Raw genomic sequence first — 23038 nt, forward strand, 5'->3', positions numbered from 1 at the left:
AACACACTTTGAGCTACCATCTGATCGCCCAAGAAAGGAGAGAGTTTTCTGATGAGCCAGAACAACGATAAAGAGAAGCCTGCGGGGAGTCAGAGCCTGTTTCGTGGCCTGATGTTGATAGAAATTTTGAGTAACTACCCGAACGGTTGCCCGCTGGCGCACCTGTCGGAGCTGGCGGGGCTGAACAAGAGTACCGTCCATCGTTTGTTGCAGGGGCTTCAATCCTGCGGATATGTGACGCCAGCGCCGGCGGCCGGGAGCTACCGTCTGACGACAAAGTTTATTGCCGTCGGCCAAAAAGCCCTGTCATCGCTGAATATCATCCACGTTGCGGCACCGCACCTTGAGGCGCTCAACCTGACCACCGGCGAGACGGTGAATTTTTCCAGCCGTGAAGATGACCACGCTATCCTGATTTATAAGCTGGAACCGACCACCGGTATGCTGCGCACGCGTGCCTACATTGGCCAGCATATGCCGCTGTACTGCTCGGCGATGGGGAAAATTTATATGGCGTTTGGTCAGCCGGATTATGTGGCGTCTTACTGGGAAAGCCATAAAGAACAGATCCAGCCGCTGACTCGTAATACCATTACCGATTTACCAGCAATGTACGATGAGCTGGCGCAAATTCGTGAAACCAGCATGGCGATGGATCGCGAAGAAAATGAACTGGGCGTTTCCTGTATTGCTGTGCCTGTGTTTGATATTCACCATCGAGTGCCTTACGCCATTTCTATTTCACTGTCGACGTCACGGCTAAAACAGATCGGCGAGAAAAATCTGCTCAAACCGTTGCGTGAAACCGCACAGGCTATCTCTAATGAGCTGGGATTTACCGTTCGCGAATAAGACAGCTCGCCAGGTTTTATCAGGCATCTGACAAAATTTGTCCGTTTGCGTAGTGGGATCAAAGCGGCGGGGAATGGCTCTCTGGCATTCTGGCGTTTTAACGCAGGGGGAGAACAATGAACCGGTTTATTATGGCGGATGCGTCGGCGTGTATCGGGTGTCGTACCTGCGAGGTCGCCTGCGTGGTGTCGCACCAGGAACAGCAGAATAGCGCGGCGGTGACGACGGCGGACTTTGTGCCGCGTATCCGGGTGATAAAAGAGGATAGCTTCACCACGGCCACGGTCTGCCATCAGTGTGAGGACGCGCCGTGCGCGAATGTCTGCCCGGTACAGGCGATTCGCCGTGATCGGGGGCATATCTTCGTGACGCCATCGCGCTGCATTGGTTGTAAAAGCTGTATGCTGGCTTGCCCGTTTGGTGCGATGACCGTGGTGACGTCCGCGTCAGGCGCGCAGGCGATTAAATGCGATCTTTGCTGGCATCGGGAAGCGGGGCCGGCGTGCGTGGAAGCCTGCCCGACCAGTGCGTTACAGTGCGTTGACGCAGCACACGTGCAGCGCCAGCGCCTCTATTCTCAACCTTTCTGAATGTCGTTCCGGCCTGCATGATGGCCGGAATAACCGTCAGCCTTCACGCCAGGCGCGTTCTATCTCTTCTGCCAGAATTTTTACGCCCGCCTCGATTTTGTCCGGTTCAGGCACGTAGTTCATCCGCATACACTGGTGTGTGTGCGGCCAGGGTTTATCCAGCCCGGGAAAGAAATAGTGGCCTGGCACCATCAGCACGCCGCGCGCTTTCAAGCGTTGATAGAGTAGCTCGGTGGTAATCGGCAGATCTTTAAACCACAGCCACAAAAATATTGCGCCTTCCGGTTTATGAATCAGGCAGCGTTCTTCGGATAAATAGCGACGAATGATCGCGATCGTCTGTTGAACGCGCTGATAGTAGAAAGGTTTGATAACCGTTTCCGACAGCCGCAGCAGATCGTTACGCTTAATCATTTCACACATCATCGCCGGACCCATGCCGCCGGGCGCAAGGCTGATAATGCCGTTCATGTTGGCAATGGCGGTAATCGTCTTATCATTGGCGATGATAATCCCGCAGCGGGAACCGGGCAGCCCCAACTTCGAGAGGCTCATGCATAGGATAATATTGGGGTTCCACAGCGGGCGCGCCTCGCTAAAGATAATGCCCGGAAACGGTACACCGTAAGCGTTATCAATCACCAGTGGGATGTTGTGCTGATTCGCCAGTCTGTCCAGCTTCATCAGCTCTTCGTCGGTGATAACGTTACCGGTTGGGTTGGTCGGGCGCGAGACGCAAATCATCCCCGTTTCTTCGCCGATGTGCAGATGCTCAAAATCGACGTGATACTTAAACTGGCCTTCCGGCAGCAGTTCAATATTTGGGCGCGCCGAAACGAAGAGGTCGTCTTCCAGACCGGAATCTGCATAGCCGATGTATTCCGGCGCAAGCGGGAATAGTACCTTTTTCGTACTGCCGTCGGCGCGACGTCCGGCGAAGAGATTAAATAAGTAGAAAAACGCGCTCTGACTGCCATTTGTCAGCGCAATATTCTGTGGTTCGATATCCCATCCCAGCGTTTCACGTAGCAGTACGGCCAGTGCATTCAGTAGCGCCGTTTTTCCCTGGGGACCGTCATAATTACAAAGCGCATCAGCGGCTTTGCCGCTTTCTACCATCTCTGTCAGTAGCGTCTGGAAATAATCCTGCATTGCAGGGATGTGTGCCGGGTTACCGCCGCCAAGCATGATGGCGCCTGGCGTGCGTAAGCCGTCGTTGAGATCCTCCATCAGGCGGGTAATGCCTGAATGGCGGGTAAATTTATCGCCGAAAAGTGAAAATGTCATAACGGGTGATCTATCGAACTGTCTGTCAAAGTGGATAACCATAACGCTACAAATGGCGGGGCGCAAATGGGGGTCAGGCGGTGGTGTTGATGTTTTATGCTACAAATTTTTATCAGGTTAGTTTTTTATTTTGAAGGGGCTACCGGTACGCGAGGAGACCGGTAGCGCCACGATTAGCGGCGGCCCGCCCAGACGACCATCACCGTATCGTCGCCGTACTGGCGTACAAAACCGTACCCGTGTTTTAGCGTCAGCGTGGTTTGTTGGCCTGCGCCGATGGCGGGATGTCTGGCGCGGAACTGGCTAATACGCTGCCAGTGCGCGACGGCTGCGGCTGACTTTCCGCTCACGTCCTGCCAGTTCATATCTGAACGGGTGCCTTGCAGCGGGTCGGAGCCGGTGGGGCCGAAGGGACGAGCGGATTCATCGCCGTAAAAGATCTGCACCGCGCCTGGCGAAAGCAGCAGCAGTTCCGCCGCCTTATCACCGCCCTCACGGAAAAGGCGCGTATCATGCGAGGAGAGGTAACTTAATACGTTGAAATCCTGCATTTTATCCGCCATCTGCTGCCAGACTGGTCCCATTTCCGCCAGGCAATCGACCGCTTTCGCCGCCTGCTCCTGATAATCAAAATTGATCATCGCGTCGAAACCATAGCGATAATAATCACTTTTCATGACGCCGTGGCCCCACGCTTCGCCAGTCATCCAGAACGGGCTATCATCCAGCGCTTTGTCCGGATTGGCCTGCTTCCATTCACGTAACGCCGCGCTGGCCTGGGTTTTTAGCTGTTGCCAGGCAGGAAGCTCAACGTTTTTGGCAGTATCGACCCGGAACCCGTCAATGCCGTAATCATGTACCCACTGGCTTAACCAGTGAGTCAGATAATCCCGTGGCGTATAGCCCTCAATGAACTTTGCTTTAGTATCGGGTTTGTTGGCATAGAACGCGGGTAGACCGGAAGGCGTGGTAGATTCCGTTTTTATATCCGGCAGGAAGGCCAGCGACAGGGTTAAATCGTCAAATCCCGGACTGTCGTAGTCGCCAATATCGGTACGAATCCACTTTTTCCCCCACCATTTTTCCCAGGCGGCGCTGTCGCTGAAGTTGATGTAGTCGTTAAAGCTGTGCCAGCTTTGTCCGGCGGCGGGTCGCCAGTTTGTCCAGCGATCGCCGAGAATTTTTTGCCGTTCCGCGCCGGATAAATAGAGCGCGCCGAACTGATACTCCTGCATATCCGCCAGCGTGGCGTAACCGGCATGATTCATTACTACGTCAAATAAAATACGGATGCCGCGCTGGTGCGCGCCGTCGACCAGCGCGCGGAGATCGGCTTCGCTGCCCATATTGGCATCCAGCGTCGTCCAGTCCTGAGTGTAATAGCCGTGATAGGCGTAATGAGGAAAATCGCCTTTTGTTCCGCCGCCGACCCAGCCGTGGATCTGTTCAAACGGCGAGCTTATCCACAAGGCGTTCACGCCTAATTGCTGTAGATAGTCCAGTTGACTCGTCAACCCGCGCAAATCGCCGCCGTGGAAAGTGCCAATCTCTTGCATACCATCCTTATGGCGACCATAGCTGTGGTCATTGGTTGGATCGCCATTGCGAAAGCGATCCGTAAGCACAAAATAAACGGTGGCGTTGCGCCAGTTAAAAGGCGCTGACGCATGGGTTTCCGCGCGTTCCAGCAATAAAAGCCCGTGGCTGTCGGCAGGTTGCAGCGTGATTTGTCCGTTTTGGACGGTATCGGTTTGACCACTGTAATAATCGCGCACTACCGTCCCTTCCGGAAAGGTTTGGCGAACATCCAGCGTGAGCGGCGAACCATCCCAGACGGGACACTGGTAGGCGAGCTGCGCGGTGCGCTCAGGTTCAGTTTTTATCGATAACAACAGGGTCGGCGTACCGGAGCGGGTATCTACCGTTATCGTATAGTCGCCATCTTTAAACAAACGCCATTGCGGCGGCGCGCCTTCGCAGGGTTTTAACGACAACATTTGGTTGAGTTTTATGGCGCCGGAGGGCTGCCAGCACTGCTGGTCAATATGGAGCGTTAACGCGCGTGTACCTTTTGTTAATGCAGCATGGCTGGTAAAGCGCCCGGTTTCCTGCGTCGAGAACGTCGGAAAACCGGGTGAGATCCATGATGAGGCGATCGCGATACCGGGTATCAGCGTCAGAGCGAAGGCGGCAAGTTTCATCACGCTATCCTTTGTGGGCAATATTCATCAGCTTGCCTGGTTTTTAGGCGAATGAACTCCTCCTCAGCAGAGAGTCGCGCAGGAGGAGGCGCGAGGGTGAGCGACGAGGCGCAAAAAAACGCCTCTATTTGCGATAAGCACCACATTTTATTGGCATTATTGCTGCCTGTTATCGTTAATAGTTGACATAGTTTCGGATTAAGACTATTCCCTGAGGTGCTTTTTAAGCCTATTTTTGCTAGAATTTGGGGTTCAAACCTCAACTTCGTGAAAAATAAAAGGTGTTGGAATGTATCAATCCGACCAGGAGACCTAATGATATTGACTCCCATGCGACGATATGGGGCAATGATTCTTATGTTACTCACCATCGCATTTTCGGGTGAGGTGCTGGCAAAGACGCACGCAACACAAACGAGTCAAAAGTCCCACATAACTGAGACAAGTTATAAACAGGTTAGCAGTAAACAAGAGTATTCTCGCAATAGTGCAAAGAGCAGTTCACTTCCTGATTTGCGAAAATACCCTTCCGGAACCCCCAGAAAAAAAGCGTTTCTCCGGACCGTTATGCCTTACATCACCAGCCAAAATGCCGCGATTACCGCGGACCGTAATTGGCTGATCTCAAAACAGTACCAGAACCGCTGGTCGCCGTCTGAACGCGCGCGTATGAAAGATATCGCGAAGCGCTATAAAGTGAGCTGGTCCGGCAACACGCGTCGTATTCCGTGGAATACGTTGCTGGAGCGCGTCGACATTATCCCAACCAGCATGGTGGCGACGATGGCGGCGGCGGAAAGCGGCTGGGGAACCTCTAAACTGGCGCGTAGCAACAATAACCTGTTCGGCATGAAGTGCACGAAAGGGCGTTGTACCAATACGCCGGGTAAGGTGAAAGGTTACTCGCAATTCGCGTCGGTTGAGGAGTCGGTGAGCGCGTATGTCGCCAACCTGAACACGCATCCGGCTTATTCTTCTTTCCGCAAGTCGCGCGCCCAACTGCGTAAGGCGGATCAGGAAGTCACCGCCACGGCGATGATTCATAAGCTGAAGGGTTACTCTACCCAGGGGTCGCGCTATAACAACTACTTGTTCGCGATGTACCAGGACAACCAGCGTCTGATCGCCGCGCATATGTAATTCTGTGTGCCGGATGGCGCTACGCTATCCGGCTTACAAGGCATCTGTAGGCTGGATAAACTACAACAACGCTTCACTATGCTGGTCGCGATACTCCTTAGGCGTAGTGACGTACTCCTTTTTAAACACCGAATAGAAATATTGCAGTGACGGGTAGCCGCACATTTGCGAAATTTCGTTTATCGCCAACGTGGTGGAAATCAACAAACTACGCGCTTTTTCCAGCTTTTCGGCGTGGATCAGCGCATGTATCGTCTCGCCAACTTCTTCCTTAAAACGTTTTTCCAGGTTTGAACGTGAAATCCCAACCGCGTCCAGCACTTGCTCGACTTTAATGCCCTTACAGGCATGGTTACGAATAAAGTGCATCGCCTGGATAACCGCCGGATCGGTCAGGGAGCGATAGTCTGTCGAGCGGCGCGCAATGACGCGCACCGGCGGCACCAGAATGCGCTGTAACGGCATCTCTTCGCGCGCCAGCAAACGGTGCAGCAGCTTCGCCGCCTGATAGCCCATTTGCCGCGCCCCCTGCGCGACGGAGGAAAGCGCGACGCGCGACAGATAACGGGTTAACTCTTCGTTATCAATACCGATAACGCAAAGTTTTTCCGGCACCGGAATATGCAGGTGTTCACAGGCCTGCAATACGTGACGGGCGCGGGCATCCGTTACGGCAATGATGCCGGTTTGCGGCGGCAGCGTCTGAAGCCAGTCGGCGAGGCGATTTTGCGCGTGCTGCCAGTTTTCCGGCGCGGTTTCCAGCCCCTGATAGACTACGCCGCGGTATTTTTCCTCGGCGACCAGCTGGCGAAAGGCGTATTCCCGTTCCGCCGCCCAATGTTTGCGGCTGGAGTCGGGCAAACCGTAAAACGCGAAGCGGTTAACGCCTTTTTCTTTTAAATGCAGGAAAGCGCTTTCAACGAGCGCATGATTATCGGTGGCGATGTAATGAACGGCGGGATAATTTTCAGCAAGATGGTAAGAACCGCCGACCCCGACAATGGGTACGTCGACATCGGCCAATAATTGCGCGATATCGTCATCATCGTAATCGGCAATAACGCCGTCGCCTAACCACTCTTTAATGTTATCGATACGGGCACGGAAATCTTCCTCAATAAATATATCCCATTCGGATTGCGAGGCTTGTAAATATTCACCCACCCCCTCCACTACCTGACGGTCATAGGCTTTATTCGCGTTAAATAACAGAGTGATACGGTGACGTTTATCAAACATGAGGATATATCCTGCAAAAGTGAACCTGGACTCATGGATACTATCAAAACGGCTGACATAACGGTCTGGCGAATGATGACAAATTATTTTGCGCCTGAAACGTTATGCGAAATTCATCACAGCAAACGGCGGATGACAATTGTCATTTCTTATCTATATATTACGGTTTTTTGTTTATTTGCCAGGATTCGATCGCGATCGCTTTTTTCTTCTGTGGTTTTCAGCGTTTTTTTGAGAGCCAGAGCACATTTGGGGATTCTCTTAATAGCGGTGTGAAATAACGTAATTGAGCAATAAATCAGGAAATTCCAGTATGACGTTATGTCGTTTACTTGCCGTCTTATCTGATTATGGAGCTCACTATGCAGGCTTATTTTGACCAACTCGATCGTGTTCGCTATGAAGGCCCTCAATCGACTAACCCGCTGGCATTTCGTCATTACAATCCCGACGAGCTGGTTTTAGGTAAACGTATGGAAGATCACCTGCGTTTCGCGGCCTGTTACTGGCATACCTTCTGCTGGAACGGCGCGGATATGTTTGGTGTAGGCGCGTTTAATCGTCCGTGGCAGCAACCGGGCGAAGCGCTGGAGCTGGCGAAACGCAAAGCGGACGTGGCGTTTGAATTTTTCCACAAACTGAATGTGCCTTTTTATTGCTTCCATGACGTGGATGTGTCGCCGGAAGGCGCGTCGTTGAAAGAATATAAAAACAACTTCGCGCAGATGGTGGATGTGCTGGCGGCGAAACAGGAGCAGAGCGGCGTAAAACTGCTGTGGGGAACGGCGAACTGCTTTACCAACCCGCGCTATGGCGCAGGCGCCGCCACTAACCCGGACCCGGAAGTCTTTAGCTGGGCAGCGACGCAAGTGGTTACGGCAATGAACGCCACGCATAAACTGGGCGGCGAAAATTACGTCCTGTGGGGCGGGCGCGAAGGTTATGAAACGTTGCTGAATACCGATCTGCGCCAGGAACGCGAACAGATTGGCCGCTTTATGCAAATGGTGGTCGAGCACAAACATAAAATGGGCTTCCAGGGCACGCTGCTGATTGAACCGAAACCGCAGGAACCGACAAAACATCAGTATGATTATGACGTTGCAACGGTCTATGGCTTCCTCAAACAGTTCGGCCTGGAAAAAGAGATCAAAGTGAACATTGAGGCGAACCACGCGACGCTGGCGGGCCATTCGTTCCACCATGAAATCGCGACCGCTATCGCGCTGGGTATTTTTGGCTCCGTTGACGCCAACCGCGGCGATGCGCAACTGGGCTGGGATACCGATCAGTTCCCGATTAGCGTTGAAGAGAACGCGCTGGTGATGTACGAAATCCTGAAAGCGGGCGGATTCACGACGGGCGGTCTCAACTTCGACGCCAAAGTTCGTCGCCAGAGCACCGATAAATACGATCTGTTCTACGGTCATATCGGCGCGATGGATACGATGGCGTTGTCGCTGAAAATTGCCGCGCGTATGGTTGAAGACGGCGAGCTGGATAAACGCGTGGCGAAGCGCTATGCCGGCTGGAATGGCGAGCTGGGGCAGCAGATTCTGAAAGGACAACTCTCCTTAGGCGAACTGGCGCAGTATGCGGAGCAGCATAATCTGGCGCCAGTACATCAAAGCGGTCATCAGGAGCTGTTAGAAAATCTGGTTAACCGTTATCTGTTTGATAAATAACTCTATCTACCGGGCGACTCCGCGTTAGCCCGGCCTGTAGTCGTGATTAGCCCGGTAAGCGTAGCGCTGCCGGGCGCTTTCAGTAAAGGAACCCACACTATGTATATCGGGATCGATCTTGGTACATCGGGTGTAAAAGCTATCCTGTTGAATGAGCAGGGCGATGTGCTGGCTACGCATACTGAAAAACTGACCGTATCGCGTCCGCATCCCTTATGGTCGGAACAGGAACCAGAGCAGTGGTGGCAGGCGACGGATCGTGCGGTTAAAGGTTTAGGTCGGCAACAGTCGTTAAGTGGCGTCCGGGCGTTGGGCATCGCCGGACAAATGCATGGCGCGACATTACTTGATAGCCGTCAGCAGGTTCTGCGACCAGCGATTTTATGGAATGACGGACGCTGTAGCGAAGAGTGCGCCTGGCTGGAAAAACAGGTGCCGCAGTCGCGAGCGATAACCGGTAATCTGATGATGCCCGGTTTTACCGCGCCCAAATTAGTTTGGGTGCAGCGCCACGAACCGGATATTTTCTACCAGATAGACAAGGTTCTGCTGCCGAAAGATTTTCTGCGGCTGCGAATGACAGGCGTCTTTGCCAGCGATATGTCGGATGCGGCGGGAACGATGTGGCTGGACGTGAAAAAGCGCGACTGGAGCGACGTTATGCTCAACGCCTGTCATTTAACCCGACAGCAGATGCCAGCGTTATTTGAAGGTAGTGACATTACCGGAACGTTGCTGCCGGAGGTAGCCAGCGCATGGGGAATGCCAACAGTACCCGTGGTGGCGGGCGGCGGCGACAATGCGGCAGGCGCGGTCGGCGTAGGAATGATCGATGCCGGACAGGCGATGCTCTCGCTCGGAACATCGGGCGTCTATTTTGCCGTCAGCGACGGCTTTCTGAGTAAACCGGAGAGCGCAGTACACAGTTTTTGCCATGCGCTGCCGGAACGCTGGCATTTAATGTCTGTGATGTTGAGCGCCGCCTCTTGTCTGGACTGGGCGGCTAAACTCACCGGGCAGGAGAACGTCCCGGCGCTGATTGCCGCCGCACAGCAGGCGGATGAGCATGCCGATTCGATCTGGTTTTTGCCGTACCTGTCCGGCGAGCGCACGCCGCACAATAATCCGCAGGCAAAAGGCGTTTTCTTTGGTTTAACCCATCAGCATGGCCCGGCGGAACTGGCGCGGGCGGTACTGGAGGGCGTGGGATATGCTCTGGCGGACGGTATGGATGTGGTTCACGCCTGCGGCGTCAAACCCGCCAGCGTGACGCTTATCGGCGGCGGGGCGCGCAGCGAATATTGGCGTCAGATGCTATCTGATATTAGCGGGCTACAGCTTGATTATCGTACTGGCGGCGATGTAGGGCCAGCGCTGGGCGCGGCGCGTCTGGCGCAAATTGCGGTGAATAAACAGACCCCGCTCGCCGATGTATTGCCGCAGTTGCCGCTGGAGCAGGCGCATTATCCTGATGCGCAGCGTCATGCGGTTTATCAACAACGTCGTGAAACCTTCCGTCGACTTTATCAGCAGCTGTTGCCGTTGATGTCATAAGTCAGAATGCCTTTCGGTTTTGGCCGAAAGGCATTTCCCGTAAATATTAATTCTATTGAATTATATCGAAGTAAGTATGTGTGTTTTCTGATTTTTATATTATTGCTGGGCAGGCGCCTTTTTCATCGCTATTTCTTCGCTTAATGTGTCTCACACAACCACAAGGAGAGTGAGATGGACGATCACGTTGCGCGCAGGAAACGGATATTCGGCCTGGGAATGTTAGTTGTCGGTGCAGTGGTATACCTGGTGGGACTGTGGCCAGGCTGTCATACATTAAGCGAAAAGGGATATTTTTTTGCGGCAATCGTCATGTGTGGTTTTCCAGTCTTAATTCGCCAGGAACACACGGGAAATGGCCGCTTGCTTTCTCGTTGCAAATCTTTGCTGTTGCTTGGCATCGGCATGGTCGCGGTCGGCGTATTTAACCTGGCGCTGGCGGGCGCGCTGAAAATACTGTGTCTGGTGGCGCTGGGGGTCAGTATATATGGAACCGATCTTTACGCTTCCTACAGTGATGATGAATGATGGCCGGAGCCATCATTATCGTTTAGCTAACCCATTTCCGTTTATCAATACGCTGTAACAGCATGGAAAGTAGCAGGCTTCCTGTCACCGTCGCGGCAAAAACCCACACGATGTCTAACGGCGGCCAACGTTTTAACTCCAGACCATTAGTACGTAGCGCATGGATAATCAGCGCGTGGAAACCATAAATGCCCAACGAGTGGCGGGAGATAAGCCCCAGTCCAGGTAACGTTCGCGCATTCAGCTTATTTTTAACTACCGTGAACAGTGAGACGGCGCAAATAAACACCATGGGACCGCAATACAGATACCAGGTATCGGCAAAATTTCCGCGCCAGCGTAATTCATGCAATGTGCCGCGAGAAATAACAAATACCGCGATGATGAACAGGGCAGCGCAGATAAGCGTCAGCGATGGCTTTTGCGTCTCCATCATGCCAATGGCGCGGCCCAGGATACCGTAGAGAATGTAGTAGAACGTGTCGCCGCTGATATACAGATTGATGGGCAACCATTCAACGCCGCCGATTTTTTGCGGCACAGTATTTGGGTTAGCAATAATACCAATGATCACCATCAGCATCAGGAGCATTTTGCCGCTCACGTTTTTTACCTGGATTAATGGCGATACCAGGTAGATCACCGTAATCGCAAAGAAAAACCACAGGTGGTAAAACACGGGTTTTTGCAGCACATTTTTTAGCGAAAGCTCGACGTTGATCGAAGTAAAAAGTGAAATGTAAGCCAGGGCGACAACGCTGTAAAAGATAAGGCACAGGGCGATACGTAAAAAATGCCGCGGTTGCGCGCAGCGCTCGCCAAAAAAAAGATAGCCTGAAATCATAAAAAACAGGGGAACGCTAACGCGCGAAGCCGAATTCAGGACATTCGCAATATCCCAGTTTAGCGGGCTGACGCTGTGGGCGTTGGTGATGTACCACGTTGTAGTATGGATCATCACTACCATTAAACAGGCGATCCCTCGCAGGTTATCAATCCAGTTAATTTTAGGCTGCATCAGTTCCTCAGCTTCCGTTTCAATAGAGTTCCAGCGCGGTGGCTCACTGGAAAAATCCGACTTTCTACGCTACATCTTGTGATGGCGTAAGGAGATTCGCACAATGTGTCTGCTACCCACAAACCTTAATAATAAGACTGACCAGCAAACCAGACGGTAATAAAAATGATAATGAAGTATTTCTGTTCTGTGATGATAGCCATCGCTCTGGTGGGATGCACAGCGACACCGCCACCGACGCAAAAAGCCCAGCAGAGTAAAGTGAGCCCAACACGCACGCTGGATATGGAAGCATTGTGTAAAGCTCAGGCGGCGCAGCGTTACAATACTGGCGCACAGAAAATTGCTGTTACCGGTTTCGAACAGTTTCAGGGGAGCTATGAGATGCGTGGTAATACTTTCCGTAAAGAGAGTTTTGTCTGCTCTTTTGATGCAGATGGGCAGTTTTTACATCTTTCTATGCGGTAAAAGCCGCGCCTGGTGAGGTGTGATGCCGCGAAATCCGGCAATTTTCGCTAAACAAACCGGTTTCATACTGTATATCTCGCATCCAGCGGGTATACTGGCTCCTTCCTTTAAATCCACACGTATCCAGCACGAAATAATATGCAAAAGTTTGATACCAGGACCTTCCAGGGCTTGATCCTGACCTTACAGGATTACTGGGCTCGCCAGGGCTGCACCATTGTTCAACCATTGGACATGGAAGTCGGCGCGGGAACTTCTCATCCAATGACCTGCCTGCGCGCGCTGGGGCCAGAGCCGATGGCGACTGCCTATGTGCAGCCTTCTCGTCGTCCGACCGATGGCCGCTACGGCGAAAACCCGAACCGCTTACAGCACTACTATCAGTTCCAGGTAGTGATTAAGCCGTCTCCGGACAACATTCAGGAGCTGTATCTCGGTTCTCTGAAAGAGCTGGGTATGGACCCGACCATTCACGATATCCGTTTCGTGGAAGATAACTGGGAGAACCCGACGCTGGGCGCCTGGGGACTCGGCTGGGAAGTGTGGCTGAATGGCATGGAAGTGACGCAGTTCACCTACTTCCAGCAGGTCGGCGGCCTGGAGTGCAAGCCGGTGACCGGTGAAATCACCTACGGTCTGGAACGTCTGGCGATGTATATCCAGGGCGTGGACAGCGTTTACGACCTGGTCTGGAGCGATGGCCCGCTGGGTAAAACCACCTACGGCGACGTGTTCCATCAAAACGAAGTGGAGCAATCCACCTATAACTTTGAATACGCCGATGTGGATTTCTTATTCACCTGCTTCGAGCAGTATGAGAAAGAAGCCCAGCAGCTGCTGGCGCTGGAAAACCCGCTGCCGTTGCCGGCCTACGAGCGTATTCTGAAAGCCGCCCATAGCTTCAACCTGCTGGATGCGCGTAAAGCTATCTCCGTCACCGAACGTCAGCGCTACATTTTGCGTATTCGCACCCTGACCAAAGCAGTGGCAGAGGCTTATTATGCTTCCCGTGAAGCCCTCGGCTTCCCGATGTGCAACAAAGACAAGTAAGAGGCGGCCATGTCTGAGAAAACTTTTCTGGTGGAAATCGGCACTGAAGAGCTGCCACCAAAAGCACTGCGCAGTTTGGCTGAGTCCTTTGCTGCGAACTTCACTGCGGAGCTGGATAACGCCGGCCTCGCGCACGGTAACGTTGAATGGTTTGCCGCCCCGCGCCGTCTGGCGCTGAAAGTGGCGAATCTTGCTGAATCTCAGCCCGATCGCGAAGTCGAAAAACGTGGTCCGGCGATTGCTCAGGCGTTTGACGCCGAAGGCAAACCGAGCAAAGCGGCAGAAGGCTGGGCGCGCGGCTGCGGGATCACCGTTGATCAGGCCGAGCGTCTGAAGACCGACAAAGGCGAATGGCTGCTGTATCGCGCCCACGTGAAGGGCGAAAGTACCGAAGCGCTGGTGCCGAACATGGTAGCCACCTCGCTGGCGAAACTACCGATCCCGAAACTGATGCGCTGGGGCGCGTCTGACGTACACTTCGTGCGTCCGGTGCACACCGTGACCCTGCTGTTGGGCGATAAGGTCATTCCGGCGACTATTCTGGGTATTCAGTCTGACCGCGTCATTCGCGGCCACCGCTTTATGGGTGAGCCGGAGTTCACTATCGACAATGCTGACCAGTACCCGCAAATTCTGCTGGAGCGCGGTAAAGTCATTGCCGACTACGAAGCGCGTAAAGCCAAAATCAAAGCGGACGCTGAAGAAGCAGCACGTAAGATTGGCGGTAATGCCGACCTGAGCGAAAGCCTGCTGGAAGAAGTAGCTTCGCTGGTGGAATGGCCGGTGGTATTGACGGCGAAATTCGAAGAGAAATTCCTCGCCGTGCCTGCCGAAGCGCTGGTGTACACCATGAAGGGCGACCAGAAGTATTTCCCGGTTTATGACAACGCGGGCAAGCTGCTGCCAAACTTTATCTTCGTCGCCAACATCGAGTCGAAAGATCCGACCCAGATTATCTCCGGTAACGAGAAAGTGGTGCGTCCGCGTCTGGCAGATGCTGAATTCTTCTTCAATACCGACCGTAAAAAACGTCTGGAAGACCATCTGCCGCGTCTACAAACCGTGCTGTTCCAGCAACAACTGGGCACGCTGCGCGACAAGACCGACCGTATTCAGGCGCTGGCGGGCTGGATTGCCGGTCAGATTGGCGCTGACGTCAACCACGCCACTCGTGCGGGCCTGCTCTCCAAGTGCGACCTGATGACCAACATGGTCTTCGAGTTCACCGACACCCAGGGCGTGATGGGGATGCACTACGCGCGCCATGATGGTGAAGCGGAAGATGTGGCTGTGGCGCTTAACGAGCAGTATCAGCCGCGCTTTGCCGGTGATGACCTGCCGTCTAACCCGGTGGCCTGCGCGTTGGCGATCGCCGATAAGATGGACACTCTGGCGGGTATCTTCGGTATTGGTCAGCATCCGAAAGGCGACAAAGACCCGTTTGCGCTGCGTCGTGCCGCGCTGGGCGTGCTGCGCATCATTGTTGAGAAGAACCTCGCTCTTGATCTGCAAACGCTGACCGAAGAAGCGGTGCGTCTGTATGGCGACAAGCTGACCAATGCCAACGTAGTCGATGATGTGATCGATTTTATGCTGGGTCGCTTCCGCGCCTGGTATCAGGATGAAGGTTACACCGTCGACACTATCCAGGCGGTACTGGCGCGTCGTCCGACCCGTCCGGCAGATTTTGATGCCCGCATGAAGGCGGTGTCTCATTTCCGCACCCTGGAAGAAGCCTCTGCGCTGGCGGCGGCGAACAAGCGCGTCTCCAACATCCTGGCGAAAGCCACTGAGCCGCTGAACGATATCGTCCACGCCTCCGTACTGAAAGAAGCGGCGGAAATTGAGTTGGCCAGACATCTGGTTGTGCTGCGTGATAAGCTTCAGCCGTACTTTGCCGATGGTCGTTATCAGGAAGCGTTGATTGAGCTGGCGGCACTGCGCGCGCCGGTGGATGAATTCTTCGAAAATGTCATGGTTAACGCGGAAGAGAAAGATATCCGTATCAACCGCCTGACGCTGTTGTCGAAACTTCGCGAACTGTTCCTGCAGGTTGCGGATATTTCGTTACTGCAATAAGCGTTCAGTTAAATAAAAAAAACCTGCTTTCGGGCAGGTTTTTTTTATAACGTAAAGAGTGCTAGTCGATTCGCTAATAATTCTGTAACTCATAGACGCGGTTATTTCTATTGATTGGCAAGAAATATTTCAGGAATACATTAACGCTGGCGGTACGGATATTGGCGTTAGAATAGCTGCGGGTGCTTGAGACTGTTTGTCTCAGGTATTCACCAAAAGGCAGACAGAGAAAATCCCCACCTGACTATACCCAAAATAATTCGAGTTGCTTAAAGGCGGCAAGGGAGTGAGTCCCCAGGAGCATAGATAACTATGTGACTGGGGTGAGCGAGCGTAGCCAACACATAAGCAACTTGAAGTATGAAGGGTATATAAATCAAAAGTGCACTGCGCCCATTATTGATCTCTTCAATAACGAAGCTATCCCCTACAGTATTTCAGAACGTCCAACCATGCCGATGATCGATGACATACTCATGAAGGCATTTGCCAGACTTGATGCGGGTACCAATCCGGTTCTTCATTCAGATCAGGGCTGGCAATACCGTCATTGATGGTACCAGTATCAGTTACGAGAGTTTGGCATCATCCAAAGTATGTCCCGCAAAGGCAACTGCCTTGATAATGCCTGTGCAGAATGTTTTTTCGGGACTTTAAAATCAGAAAGTTTTTACACCAGTAAATTTAAGGATATTGATGAACTTAAGATAGCTATTGAGGATTACATACGATACTACAATACCCGACGAATTAGCCTTAAATTTAACGGACTCAGCCCGGTTGAATAGCGCCTAAAGAGCTATCCAGGCAGAAATTAACAAGGTCTGTACAGGGATGCTATCAGGAAACCTGAACGTTGGTGGATACGGTCACGCAAATGTCTGCTATGAGCGAGGAACGGACGCCCTATTTCACAAAAATTAGTGTTGTTCTACAAGTAACTCTCACAATGAGGTTTTATGAAAATCAGAAGGTTCAGTAATGGGGATGAAATATCGTTATTCAGAGTTTTTTTCTCATCTGTACATACGATCGCATCACACTACTACACACGTGAACAAATTGATGCCTGGGCCCCTGCAGATATCGACCTGGAGCGATGGGCCAATCACATTAAGGAATTACAACCTTTTGTTGTAGAGCTGGATGGTGAAATAGCTGGATATGCAGATGTTCAACCAAATGGATACATTGATCATTTCTTTGTATCAGGAACCTATTCAAGACAGGGGGTAGGGACACTACTGATGAATTGCATTCATGAGGAAGCCAGACAGCGTGGAATTAGTGAACTTACTTCAAATGTAAGTAAGGCTGCGGAAGTGTTCTTTCTACGACACGGCTTTCATATAGTGGAGCGAGGCTTTCCTATTTGCCGTGGAGTGACATTACAAAATGCTCTGATGAGGAAATGTTTGGCGAAATAATAGTCAGCCTGCAGAAAGGCAGCATTGTTCTTTTGCCTTGTTGAACTCAGTAAACCGCTACAATGAGCAATTTCCGCTTCTGGCACAAAGCGAACATCAGTATTCAAAAAATGAAAAACGACGACTTGATGTATATCGTTTGCTATACATGGTGGTTGTGCTATCATTGTAAAGCAAATGCTATACAAGGGGTGTCTCATGAAATCAGATGTTCAACTTAACCTTAGAGCTAAGGAATCGCAGCGGGCGCTCATTGATGCAGCTGCGGAAATCCTTCACAAGTCACGTACAGATTTCATTCTGGAAACGGCCTGCCAGGCTGCCGAGAAAGTGATCCTTGACCGCCGTGTATTTAACTTTAACGATGAGCAATATGAGGAGTTCATCAATCTGCTTGATGCACCGGTCGCAGATGATCCCGTTATCGAAAAACTGCTGGCAAGGAAACCTCAGTGGGACGTGTAACAGCACCAGAACCTTTGTCCGCTTTTCATCAGGTAGCTGAGTTCGTCAGCGGTGAAGCTGTGCTCGATGACTGGTTGAAGCAAAAGGGCCTCAAAAACCAGGCTCTCGGAGCGGCCAGAACATTTGTGGTGTGCAAGAAAGACACGAAGCAAGTAGCCGGTTTTTACTCTCTGGCCACCGGTAGCGTCAACCATACAGAAGCGACAGGCAACCTTCGGCGTAACATGCCAGATCCCATCCCTGTCATTATACTTGCCCGTCTTGCTGTCGATCTCTCATTCCATGGAAAAGGGCTTGGTGCTGATTTACTTCATGATGCAGTGCTTCGTTGCTATCGGGTTGCCGAGAATATTGGTGTACGTGCAATCATGGTTCATGCACTTACCGAAGAAGCCAAAAATTTCTACATTCACCATGGTTTCAAATCATCACAAACTCAGCAGCGAACATTGTTCCTTAGGCTCCCTCAATAGAATGCAAAGACTGTTACGTTCAAATCGCTATAAGCGATAATTTGATAGAACGTCTAAGGTTAGATTCAGGAAGAATACGACGAACAAAATATTGATGAGACAGGAATCCGCGTGATGCAAGAAAGCAACGGAATGGATAATCCGATTGCGGACAATGTTATTTAGTTATAGCCAGAAACAAAAAAGAGCCCATGTATTAAACGGATACTCTTTCTCTGATGCCCCGGTTAATCTGTCCAGGTTTTTGGGGTCAGTACAAAGTGAGGCCACCTCTGCCATTCTTGTGGCGTTATGCATTCTCAAGGCACCCTGTTAATTTTATCTTGTTGGCGCTTTGTAGGCCCGATAACCCATTATGTTATCGGGCATTTTTTTAACGTAATGGTAATTCCGTCAGACAGGTCTGGCTGTCATCTCTGGTGGCAATGGCATGTGACGCCGTTTTACCGTTGTAGCTTACTTCGAGCGTCCCTTCCATATTGCGCGGTAGCCAAACACCGATAAATCCGTTTCGATAGCTTTGCATCTCTTTTTGTACGATGACAGCGCCTTTACTGTCTGTCACTTTTACAGTGAACGGTTTATTCGGCATTTCTCCCTGACAGCCGGAAAGGCTGTGGTTAAAACAGGGGTGTGTCCGCCATTCATAGGGCGCAAAAGAGAGATAGAATTTGTCGCCTAACGGCAGCGTATAAATCTGCTCTCCGTCAGATAATTTGAGTTCGGTACTGGTAATCGACGCGGAGTAAGGCAAAGGACGGCTCTGCGGCGTCTGATCAATCGTATCCACGATCTGCTCAACCGTTTTTCCCGCCAGCCCGTGTTGCGCCAGAAAAGCGGATTCTGCGGATGCCGCAAGCGCGGAGCCGCTGGCGCATAAACCCAGAAGTAATAACCATGATGATTTCGACATAACTTCAATTCCTTGTGAACAATCTCCTTGCTTACTATAGGGGTTCCCCTAAGGGAAAGGTCAAAGGGACGCAGGGTAAAGTAATGCAAAGTTATGCTGGGGGAGAGGGGGGAATTGGAATAAAAAAATCCCCGCCATCAGGCAGGGATTCAAAATTCTGAGCTTTTTAAGCTTACAGGCTGGTTACGTTGCCAGCTGCCGGGCCTTTAGCGCCGCTTTCGATGGTGAAGGAAACTTTCTGACCTTCGTCCAGAGATTTGTAACCATCGTTCTGAATAGCGGAGAAGTGTACGAACACGTCTTTAGAACCGTCATCAGGAGTAATAAAGCCGAAGCCTTTATCAGCGTTGAACCATTTTACGATACCAGTCATTTTACCGGACATAGTGTATTACCTTTTAAAAAATAAGTGTGCCTTTCGGCGTTATGGCGTGCTTTACAGATTTTTTAAGCGTTAAGGAAATGCGCACTACGAGGGGTATCTAATGGATAACTCTTGAAGGGACTTGCCTTACTAAACTGCTTTAATGGTCTGTACGTCAAACCGTTGAGCACATTAACTCATGTAATGCCGGGCGATGCAACTTTTATTTTACTTTATTTCTCCAGGCCAGGAATCAGGCGGGGAAAACGGTCCTTACGCAGGACCGTTAAAACAGAAAATGGTAAAAATTACTCCATCAATTGCTTACTTAAGCGTGGGTTCGCCTGTATCAGGCGCATCAATTTAAGCTCTGCTGGCGTGGGTTTTTCGCGTTTCGATTCCCATTCCTGAACCATGGCAACCGTTACGCCCAGCGCTCTGGCGAATTCATCTGTTTTTAGTCCCGTTCCTCTCCGTAACTGTTCAAATTCGGTAAAAGGATTGGGTTTTTGCGTCAGGGTGATCTTTCGCGTTTCATCTTTAAAAACAATTTGTTCCAGGCTGCTCAGCAGCTCAAACATCGGATCTTTATATTCCATTGAGAACTCCTGTAAATCACACAGCGGGATCGTGAAATGCATCGAAGCCTCTTAAGAATAGTCGGGAAACTTGCGGGTGGGGGGCGACGCGCCGCCAGGAAGCGCTATCGATTCGTTTCGATGCCTTACGCTACGCGACTTTTAGGACGCTAACAATTTGATCCAGGAAGATATATCCGTCTTTCAGAAAATAATTGTAAAGATTAAAAAAATATTACATCGCCCGCTGGAAAGCTTTCTTGCCGCGTTTTTTATCGCAGTGTCAGGCCAAAAATTAACAATAAAATAACAAATTAAGCATTGATGCAGATAAACATAATTTTCCGCTACAAGATCGCGTGGAAAGGGTATCCTGCAAGCCTGACCTGGACTATCCTTGTAAGCCGTCAGGCACGCAGGTGTCGTTGTGCGCATTTTTGGGTGAAAGGAGTATTAACAATGGCGACAGGTAAGTCCTGCTCTCGCTGGTTTGCGCCTGTTGTGGCGTTATTAATGGTGTTTAGCCTGAGCGGGTGTTTTGATAAAGAAGGCGATCAGCGCAAAGCGTTTGTCGATTTCCTGCAGAATACAGCAATGCGTAGCGGAGAGCGTTTACCAACGCTGACGGCCGATCAGAAAAAACAGTTTGGTCCGTTCGTGTCTGATTACGCGATACTGTATGGCTACTCGCAGCAGGTAAACCAGGCGATGGATTCCGGTCTGCGCCCGGTGGTCGATAGCGTTAACGCCATCCGCGTTCCGCAGGATTATATGACGCAACGCGAGCCGCTGCGGCAGGCAAATGGTTCGTTAGGCGTGCTGGCGCAACAGTTGCAGAATGCAAAACTGCAGGCTGATGCCGCGCATGGCGCGTTAAAGCAGGCCGATGACCTGAAACCTGTGTTTGATCAGGTCTACAAAAAAGTAGTCACCGTGCCGGCAGATGCTTTGCAGCCGCTGATCCCGGCGGCGCAGATCTTTACGCAGCAGTTGGTACAAGTGGGCGATTATATTGCGCAACAGGGCGAGCAGGTGAGCTTTGTCGCGAACGGCATTCAGTTCCCGACCTCACAGCAGGCCAGCCAATATAATGCGTTGATTGGGCCGTTGGCCTCGCAGCATCAGGCGTTTAATCAGGCCTGGACGGCGGCGGTAAACGCGACCCAGTAATGACAGTCTGCCCGATAAGCGCAAGCCAGCGCTTATCGGGCCTGTAGCGTTATCCCGCCGCTTGCGGATTGACGCAGTTCTTCTCTATTTTTCCCTGCAGCGCATCAATCAAATTATCCACCGCACAGGCCATCATGTTGTAGCGCGTCTCATGCGTTGCCGAGCCAATATGCGGCACCGCGACGACATTAGACATGTTCAGCAGGGGCGAATCCACAGATAGCGGTTCATGCTCAAAGACATCCAGACCTGCCGCATATATTTCACCGTTTTGCAGCGCGGCAATCAGCGCGTTTTCATCGACCACCGGGCCGCGTCCGGCATTAATAAAAATGGCGGACGATTTCATTCTGGCAAACTGTGTTGCGCCAAACAGATGTCGCGTTTCTGCCGTTAGCGGCAGGATCACGCAGACAAAATCAGCCTCCTGCAACAACGTATCCAGATCGCAGTAGCGGGCGTTAAACCGGTCTTCCGCCTCCTGATGCCGACGACGGGCGTGATAGAGAACCGGCATGGTAAACCCAAAGTGCGCTCGCTGCGCCAGCGCCATCCCGATACGCCCCATCCCAACGATACCGAGTGTTTTGTGATGCACATCGACGCCAAACCATGCCGGGCCAATGCTTTCCGTCCATTCACCCGCCTTAACCCGTTCTGCGACGTCCACCACGCGGCGGGCAGTGGCCAGCATTAACGCCATCACCGTATCGGCAACGGTTTCCGTCAAAACGGTAGGCGTGTGCATCAGGACTATTTTGCGGGCAGTAAGGGCGTCCACCTCGACATTATCGTATCCCACCGAGATGGTCGACGCCGCGCGTAGCGCCGGCATTTTTTCCAGCAGCGCGCGGTTAACGGTTTCGCTGGTGCCCAGAAGGCCTTGCGCGCTGGCAAATGCCTGCGCGTGTCGCGCGACCGTTTCCGGATGCAGGTTCGGTACCTGGGTGACGGTAAAATGCGCCTCCAGGCGATGCAGCAAATCATCAGGCAGGGTTTTGTAGAGAATGATGGACGGCTTCATGCGACTCTCCATAAATCAAAAGGTAAGCGCGGCATGCGCCAACCGGAACAGGCTTATTATTAACCCGCTTAGCAATAATCGACCAGCCGATTTTCCCGTTGTCGGCAGCCGTATCGTGGTAAATGGTGAATGAATACCGAATAATGCGAGGTGTATCCGGTCTGGCGAGGGAATAATGCAGGCCGGGTAAAGCATGCCGCCTTACCCGGTACGGTAGTTTACTGCAATGGACTCAAGGTAATTTCGACGCGGCGGTTTTGCGCTTTACCTTCTGCCGTACTGTTGCTGGCGATCGGGTTCGCCGGACCCATTCCGCTGGTACGGATACGGCTGGCGTCGACGCCCTGGGTGATCAGCGAGCTGGCGACGGAGTCAGCACGCTGCTGCGACAGACGCATATTCAGATCGTGGCTACCGGTACTGTCGGTGTAGCCCACCACATTGACGGCGGTCTTGGGATACTCTTTTAGCACCATCGCCACGCCGGTCAGCGTGTTAGCGCCTGCCGGTTTCAGCGTCGCGCTGCTGCTGTCGAAGGTGACATTATTCGGCATATTCAGAATGATATTATCGCCGCTTCGCGTCACGCTAACACCTGTGCCCCGCATTTTGTCACGCAGTTTCGCTTCCTGTACGTCCATGTAGTAACCCACGCCGCCGCCCAGCGCCGCGCCAGCCGCCGCGCCAATCAGCGCGCCTTTACCGCGATCTTTTTTTGAGGAGGAGAGCGCGCCGATGCCTGCGCCGACCAGCGATCCAATACCCGCGCCAATGCCGGATTTACCTGCTTCGCGTTCGCCGGTGTAAGGGTTTGTTGTGCAGCCAGATACTGCCAGGGCGCCGCTCACGATGGCAGCAATCACAAATACACGTTTTTTCATCTTAAATCCTTATCACTTTTTTATTTTTACCACAGCGACCGTGGCGGTTGAT

Annotated in this window: 22 protein-coding genes and 1 pseudogene; 14 read left to right on the forward strand and 9 right to left on the reverse strand. The window is 52.0% G+C overall.

The genetic code is table 11. The features are described 5' to 3' along the window. Window positions 1-51: 51 nt before the first annotated feature. Entirely contained in the window at window positions 52-852 is an 801-nt protein-coding gene (yiaJ, locus tag J4617_RS16040; protein WP_000081341.1) for an IclR family transcriptional regulator YiaJ, read from the forward strand. A 116-nt stretch (window positions 853-968) separates the two neighbouring features. After that, window positions 969-1442 (forward strand): 4Fe-4S dicluster domain-containing protein, encoded by a 474-nt coding sequence (locus J4617_RS16045; protein ID WP_017466039.1) that lies wholly within the window; start codon window positions 969-971, stop codon window positions 1440-1442. A gap of 36 nt (window positions 1443-1478) precedes the next feature. Here J4617_RS16045 and avtA read toward each other — a convergent pair whose 3' ends face one another. Together avtA and J4617_RS16055 are read right to left on the reverse strand one after the other, a co-directional pair. Then, on the reverse strand, window positions 1479-2729 hold the full coding sequence (gene avtA / locus J4617_RS16050) for a valine--pyruvate transaminase (protein ID WP_000144384.1): 1251 nt from the start codon (window positions 2727-2729) through the stop codon (window positions 1479-1481). A gap of 173 nt (window positions 2730-2902) precedes the next feature. Beyond that, a complete protein-coding gene (locus J4617_RS16055; RefSeq protein WP_017466040.1) occupies window positions 2903-4930 on the reverse strand; it encodes an alpha-amylase in 2028 nt (675 codons plus the stop codon). 315 nt (window positions 4931-5245) lie between these two features. Here J4617_RS16055 and J4617_RS16060 point away from each other — a divergent pair, with 315 nt between their 5' ends. After that, on the forward strand, window positions 5246-6070 hold the full coding sequence (locus J4617_RS16060; protein ID WP_001575119.1) for a protein bax: 825 nt from the start codon (window positions 5246-5248) through the stop codon (window positions 6068-6070). A 60-nt stretch (window positions 6071-6130) separates the two neighbouring features. On the opposite strand, the gene xylR is transcribed toward J4617_RS16060, so the two are convergent. After that, window positions 6131-7309: a D-xylose utilization transcriptional activator XylR gene (gene xylR / locus J4617_RS16065; protein WP_000459824.1), complete on the reverse strand. Its 1179-nt coding sequence runs from the start codon at window positions 7307-7309 to the stop codon at window positions 6131-6133. Window positions 7310-7671: 362 nt separating this feature from the next. Here xylR and xylA point away from each other — a divergent pair, with 362 nt between their 5' ends. From xylA to J4617_RS16080, 3 genes are all read left to right on the forward strand, one after another. Beyond that, the gene (xylA, locus tag J4617_RS16070) at window positions 7672-8994 is read left to right on the forward strand and encodes a xylose isomerase (RefSeq protein ID WP_001149561.1); all 1323 of its coding nucleotides are present in this window, start codon (window positions 7672-7674) and stop codon (window positions 8992-8994) included. 99 nt (window positions 8995-9093) lie between these two features. After that, window positions 9094-10548, forward strand: coding sequence for a xylulokinase (xylB, locus tag J4617_RS16075; RefSeq protein WP_000275328.1), 1455 nt, complete (start codon window positions 9094-9096; stop codon window positions 10546-10548). Between the two features lie 174 nt (window positions 10549-10722). Next, on the forward strand, window positions 10723-11076 hold the full coding sequence (locus J4617_RS16080) for a YiaA/YiaB family protein (RefSeq protein ID WP_000340935.1): 354 nt from the start codon (window positions 10723-10725) through the stop codon (window positions 11074-11076). A 22-nt stretch (window positions 11077-11098) separates the two neighbouring features. On the opposite strand, the gene J4617_RS16085 is transcribed toward J4617_RS16080, so the two are convergent. Next, a complete protein-coding gene (locus J4617_RS16085) occupies window positions 11099-12094 on the reverse strand; it encodes an acyltransferase (RefSeq protein ID WP_001182586.1) in 996 nt (331 codons plus the stop codon). Window positions 12095-12259: 165 nt separating this feature from the next. On the opposite strand from J4617_RS16085, the gene J4617_RS16090 reads away from it, so the two are divergent. The 7 genes and pseudogenes from J4617_RS16090 (at window position 12260) to J4617_RS16120 (ending at window position 18056) form a co-directional block, all read left to right on the forward strand. Then, window positions 12260-12562 carry a YsaB family lipoprotein gene (locus J4617_RS16090; protein WP_000605590.1) on the forward strand — a complete coding sequence of 101 codons (303 nt, stop codon included), beginning with the start codon at window positions 12260-12262 and terminating at the stop codon, window positions 12560-12562. Between the two features lie 138 nt (window positions 12563-12700). Next, the gene (gene glyQ / locus J4617_RS16095; RefSeq protein ID WP_001168551.1) at window positions 12701-13612 is read left to right on the forward strand and encodes a glycine--tRNA ligase subunit alpha; all 912 of its coding nucleotides are present in this window, start codon (window positions 12701-12703) and stop codon (window positions 13610-13612) included. Window positions 13613-13621: 9 nt separating this feature from the next. Further along, window positions 13622-15691, forward strand: coding sequence for a glycine--tRNA ligase subunit beta (glyS, locus tag J4617_RS16100; protein WP_001291736.1), 2070 nt, complete (start codon window positions 13622-13624; stop codon window positions 15689-15691). 389 nt (window positions 15692-16080) lie between these two features. Beyond that, window positions 16081-16479: pseudogene (locus tag J4617_RS23065) on the forward strand (IS3 family transposase); the annotation flags it as partial. Window positions 16480-16650: 171 nt separating this feature from the next. Beyond that, entirely contained in the window at window positions 16651-17118 is a 468-nt protein-coding gene (locus tag J4617_RS16110) for a GNAT family N-acetyltransferase (RefSeq protein ID WP_000702452.1), read from the forward strand. 177 nt (window positions 17119-17295) lie between these two features. Next, a complete protein-coding gene (locus J4617_RS16115) occupies window positions 17296-17583 on the forward strand; it encodes a DUF1778 domain-containing protein (RefSeq protein WP_000965886.1) in 288 nt (95 codons plus the stop codon). Then, on the forward strand, window positions 17571-18056 hold the full coding sequence (locus J4617_RS16120; protein ID WP_000533909.1) for a GNAT family N-acetyltransferase: 486 nt from the start codon (window positions 17571-17573) through the stop codon (window positions 18054-18056). Before J4617_RS16115 ends, J4617_RS16120 begins: the two co-directional genes overlap by 13 nt. Before the next feature lie 373 nt (window positions 18057-18429). Here J4617_RS16120 and cueP read toward each other — a convergent pair whose 3' ends face one another. The 3 genes from cueP to J4617_RS16135 all read right to left on the reverse strand — a co-directional run bounded on the left by cueP (window position 18430) and on the right by J4617_RS16135 (window position 19932). Next, a complete protein-coding gene (cueP, locus tag J4617_RS16125) occupies window positions 18430-18969 on the reverse strand; it encodes a copper-binding periplasmic metallochaperone CueP (protein ID WP_000047140.1) in 540 nt (179 codons plus the stop codon). 172 nt (window positions 18970-19141) lie between these two features. Then, window positions 19142-19354: an RNA chaperone/antiterminator CspA gene (gene cspA / locus J4617_RS16130; protein ID WP_000014594.1), complete on the reverse strand. Its 213-nt coding sequence runs from the start codon at window positions 19352-19354 to the stop codon at window positions 19142-19144. Window positions 19355-19641: 287 nt separating this feature from the next. Then, window positions 19642-19932 (reverse strand): HTH-type transcriptional regulator, encoded by a 291-nt coding sequence (locus J4617_RS16135; RefSeq protein ID WP_000455790.1) that lies wholly within the window; start codon window positions 19930-19932, stop codon window positions 19642-19644. 438 nt (window positions 19933-20370) lie between these two features. Here J4617_RS16135 and J4617_RS16140 point away from each other — a divergent pair, with 438 nt between their 5' ends. Continuing rightward, window positions 20371-21081 carry a DUF3053 domain-containing protein gene (locus tag J4617_RS16140; RefSeq protein ID WP_000190524.1) on the forward strand — a complete coding sequence of 237 codons (711 nt, stop codon included), beginning with the start codon at window positions 20371-20373 and terminating at the stop codon, window positions 21079-21081. Window positions 21082-21130: 49 nt separating this feature from the next. Here J4617_RS16140 and ghrB read toward each other — a convergent pair whose 3' ends face one another. Next, window positions 21131-22105 carry a glyoxylate/hydroxypyruvate reductase GhrB gene (gene ghrB / locus J4617_RS16145; protein WP_017465308.1) on the reverse strand — a complete coding sequence of 325 codons (975 nt, stop codon included), beginning with the start codon at window positions 22103-22105 and terminating at the stop codon, window positions 21131-21133. Between the two features lie 218 nt (window positions 22106-22323). Beyond that, on the reverse strand, window positions 22324-22986 hold the full coding sequence (locus tag J4617_RS16150; RefSeq protein ID WP_000747548.1) for an OmpA family lipoprotein: 663 nt from the start codon (window positions 22984-22986) through the stop codon (window positions 22324-22326). Window positions 22987-23038 lie beyond the last annotated feature (52 nt).

The organism is Salmonella sp. 32010601201800023SM, from assembly GCF_017572235.1.
Lineage (GTDB): Bacteria > Pseudomonadota > Gammaproteobacteria > Enterobacterales > Enterobacteriaceae > Salmonella > Salmonella enterica.

Bases quoted from the DNA above. Each gene is read 5' to 3' on its own strand.
- cspA (WP_000014594.1), bottom strand. From the start codon at position 19,354: ATGTCCGGTAAAATGACTGGTATCGTAAAATGGTTCAACGCTGATAAA.
- J4617_RS16060 (WP_001575119.1), top strand. From the start codon at position 5,246: ATGATATTGACTCCCATGCGACGATATGGGGCAATGATTCTTATGTTA.
- glyQ (WP_001168551.1), top strand. From the start codon at position 12,701: ATGCAAAAGTTTGATACCAGGACCTTCCAGGGCTTGATCCTGACCTTA.
- J4617_RS16150 (WP_000747548.1), bottom strand. From the start codon at position 22,986: ATGAAAAAACGTGTATTTGTGATTGCTGCCATCGTGAGCGGCGCCCTG.
- xylA (WP_001149561.1), top strand. From the start codon at position 7,672: ATGCAGGCTTATTTTGACCAACTCGATCGTGTTCGCTATGAAGGCCCT.
- J4617_RS16115 (WP_000965886.1), top strand. From the start codon at position 17,296: ATGCTATACAAGGGGTGTCTCATGAAATCAGATGTTCAACTTAACCTT.
- xylR (WP_000459824.1), bottom strand. From the start codon at position 7,309: ATGTTTGATAAACGTCACCGTATCACTCTGTTATTTAACGCGAATAAA.
- J4617_RS16080 (WP_000340935.1), top strand. From the start codon at position 10,723: ATGGACGATCACGTTGCGCGCAGGAAACGGATATTCGGCCTGGGAATG.
- J4617_RS16085 (WP_001182586.1), bottom strand. From the start codon at position 12,094: ATGCAGCCTAAAATTAACTGGATTGATAACCTGCGAGGGATCGCCTGT.
- avtA (WP_000144384.1), bottom strand. From the start codon at position 2,729: ATGACATTTTCACTTTTCGGCGATAAATTTACCCGCCATTCAGGCATT.
- xylB (WP_000275328.1), top strand. From the start codon at position 9,094: ATGTATATCGGGATCGATCTTGGTACATCGGGTGTAAAAGCTATCCTG.
- J4617_RS16055 (WP_017466040.1), bottom strand. From the start codon at position 4,930: ATGAAACTTGCCGCCTTCGCTCTGACGCTGATACCCGGTATCGCGATC.
- J4617_RS16140 (WP_000190524.1), top strand. From the start codon at position 20,371: ATGGCGACAGGTAAGTCCTGCTCTCGCTGGTTTGCGCCTGTTGTGGCG.
- cueP (WP_000047140.1), bottom strand. From the start codon at position 18,969: ATGTCGAAATCATCATGGTTATTACTTCTGGGTTTATGCGCCAGCGGC.
- yiaJ (WP_000081341.1), top strand. From the start codon at position 52: ATGAGCCAGAACAACGATAAAGAGAAGCCTGCGGGGAGTCAGAGCCTG.
- J4617_RS16090 (WP_000605590.1), top strand. From the start codon at position 12,260: ATGATAATGAAGTATTTCTGTTCTGTGATGATAGCCATCGCTCTGGTG.
- J4617_RS16110 (WP_000702452.1), top strand. From the start codon at position 16,651: ATGAAAATCAGAAGGTTCAGTAATGGGGATGAAATATCGTTATTCAGA.
- glyS (WP_001291736.1), top strand. From the start codon at position 13,622: ATGTCTGAGAAAACTTTTCTGGTGGAAATCGGCACTGAAGAGCTGCCA.
- ghrB (WP_017465308.1), bottom strand. From the start codon at position 22,105: ATGAAGCCGTCCATCATTCTCTACAAAACCCTGCCTGATGATTTGCTG.
- J4617_RS16135 (WP_000455790.1), bottom strand. From the start codon at position 19,932: ATGGAATATAAAGATCCGATGTTTGAGCTGCTGAGCAGCCTGGAACAA.
- J4617_RS16045 (WP_017466039.1), top strand. From the start codon at position 969: ATGAACCGGTTTATTATGGCGGATGCGTCGGCGTGTATCGGGTGTCGT.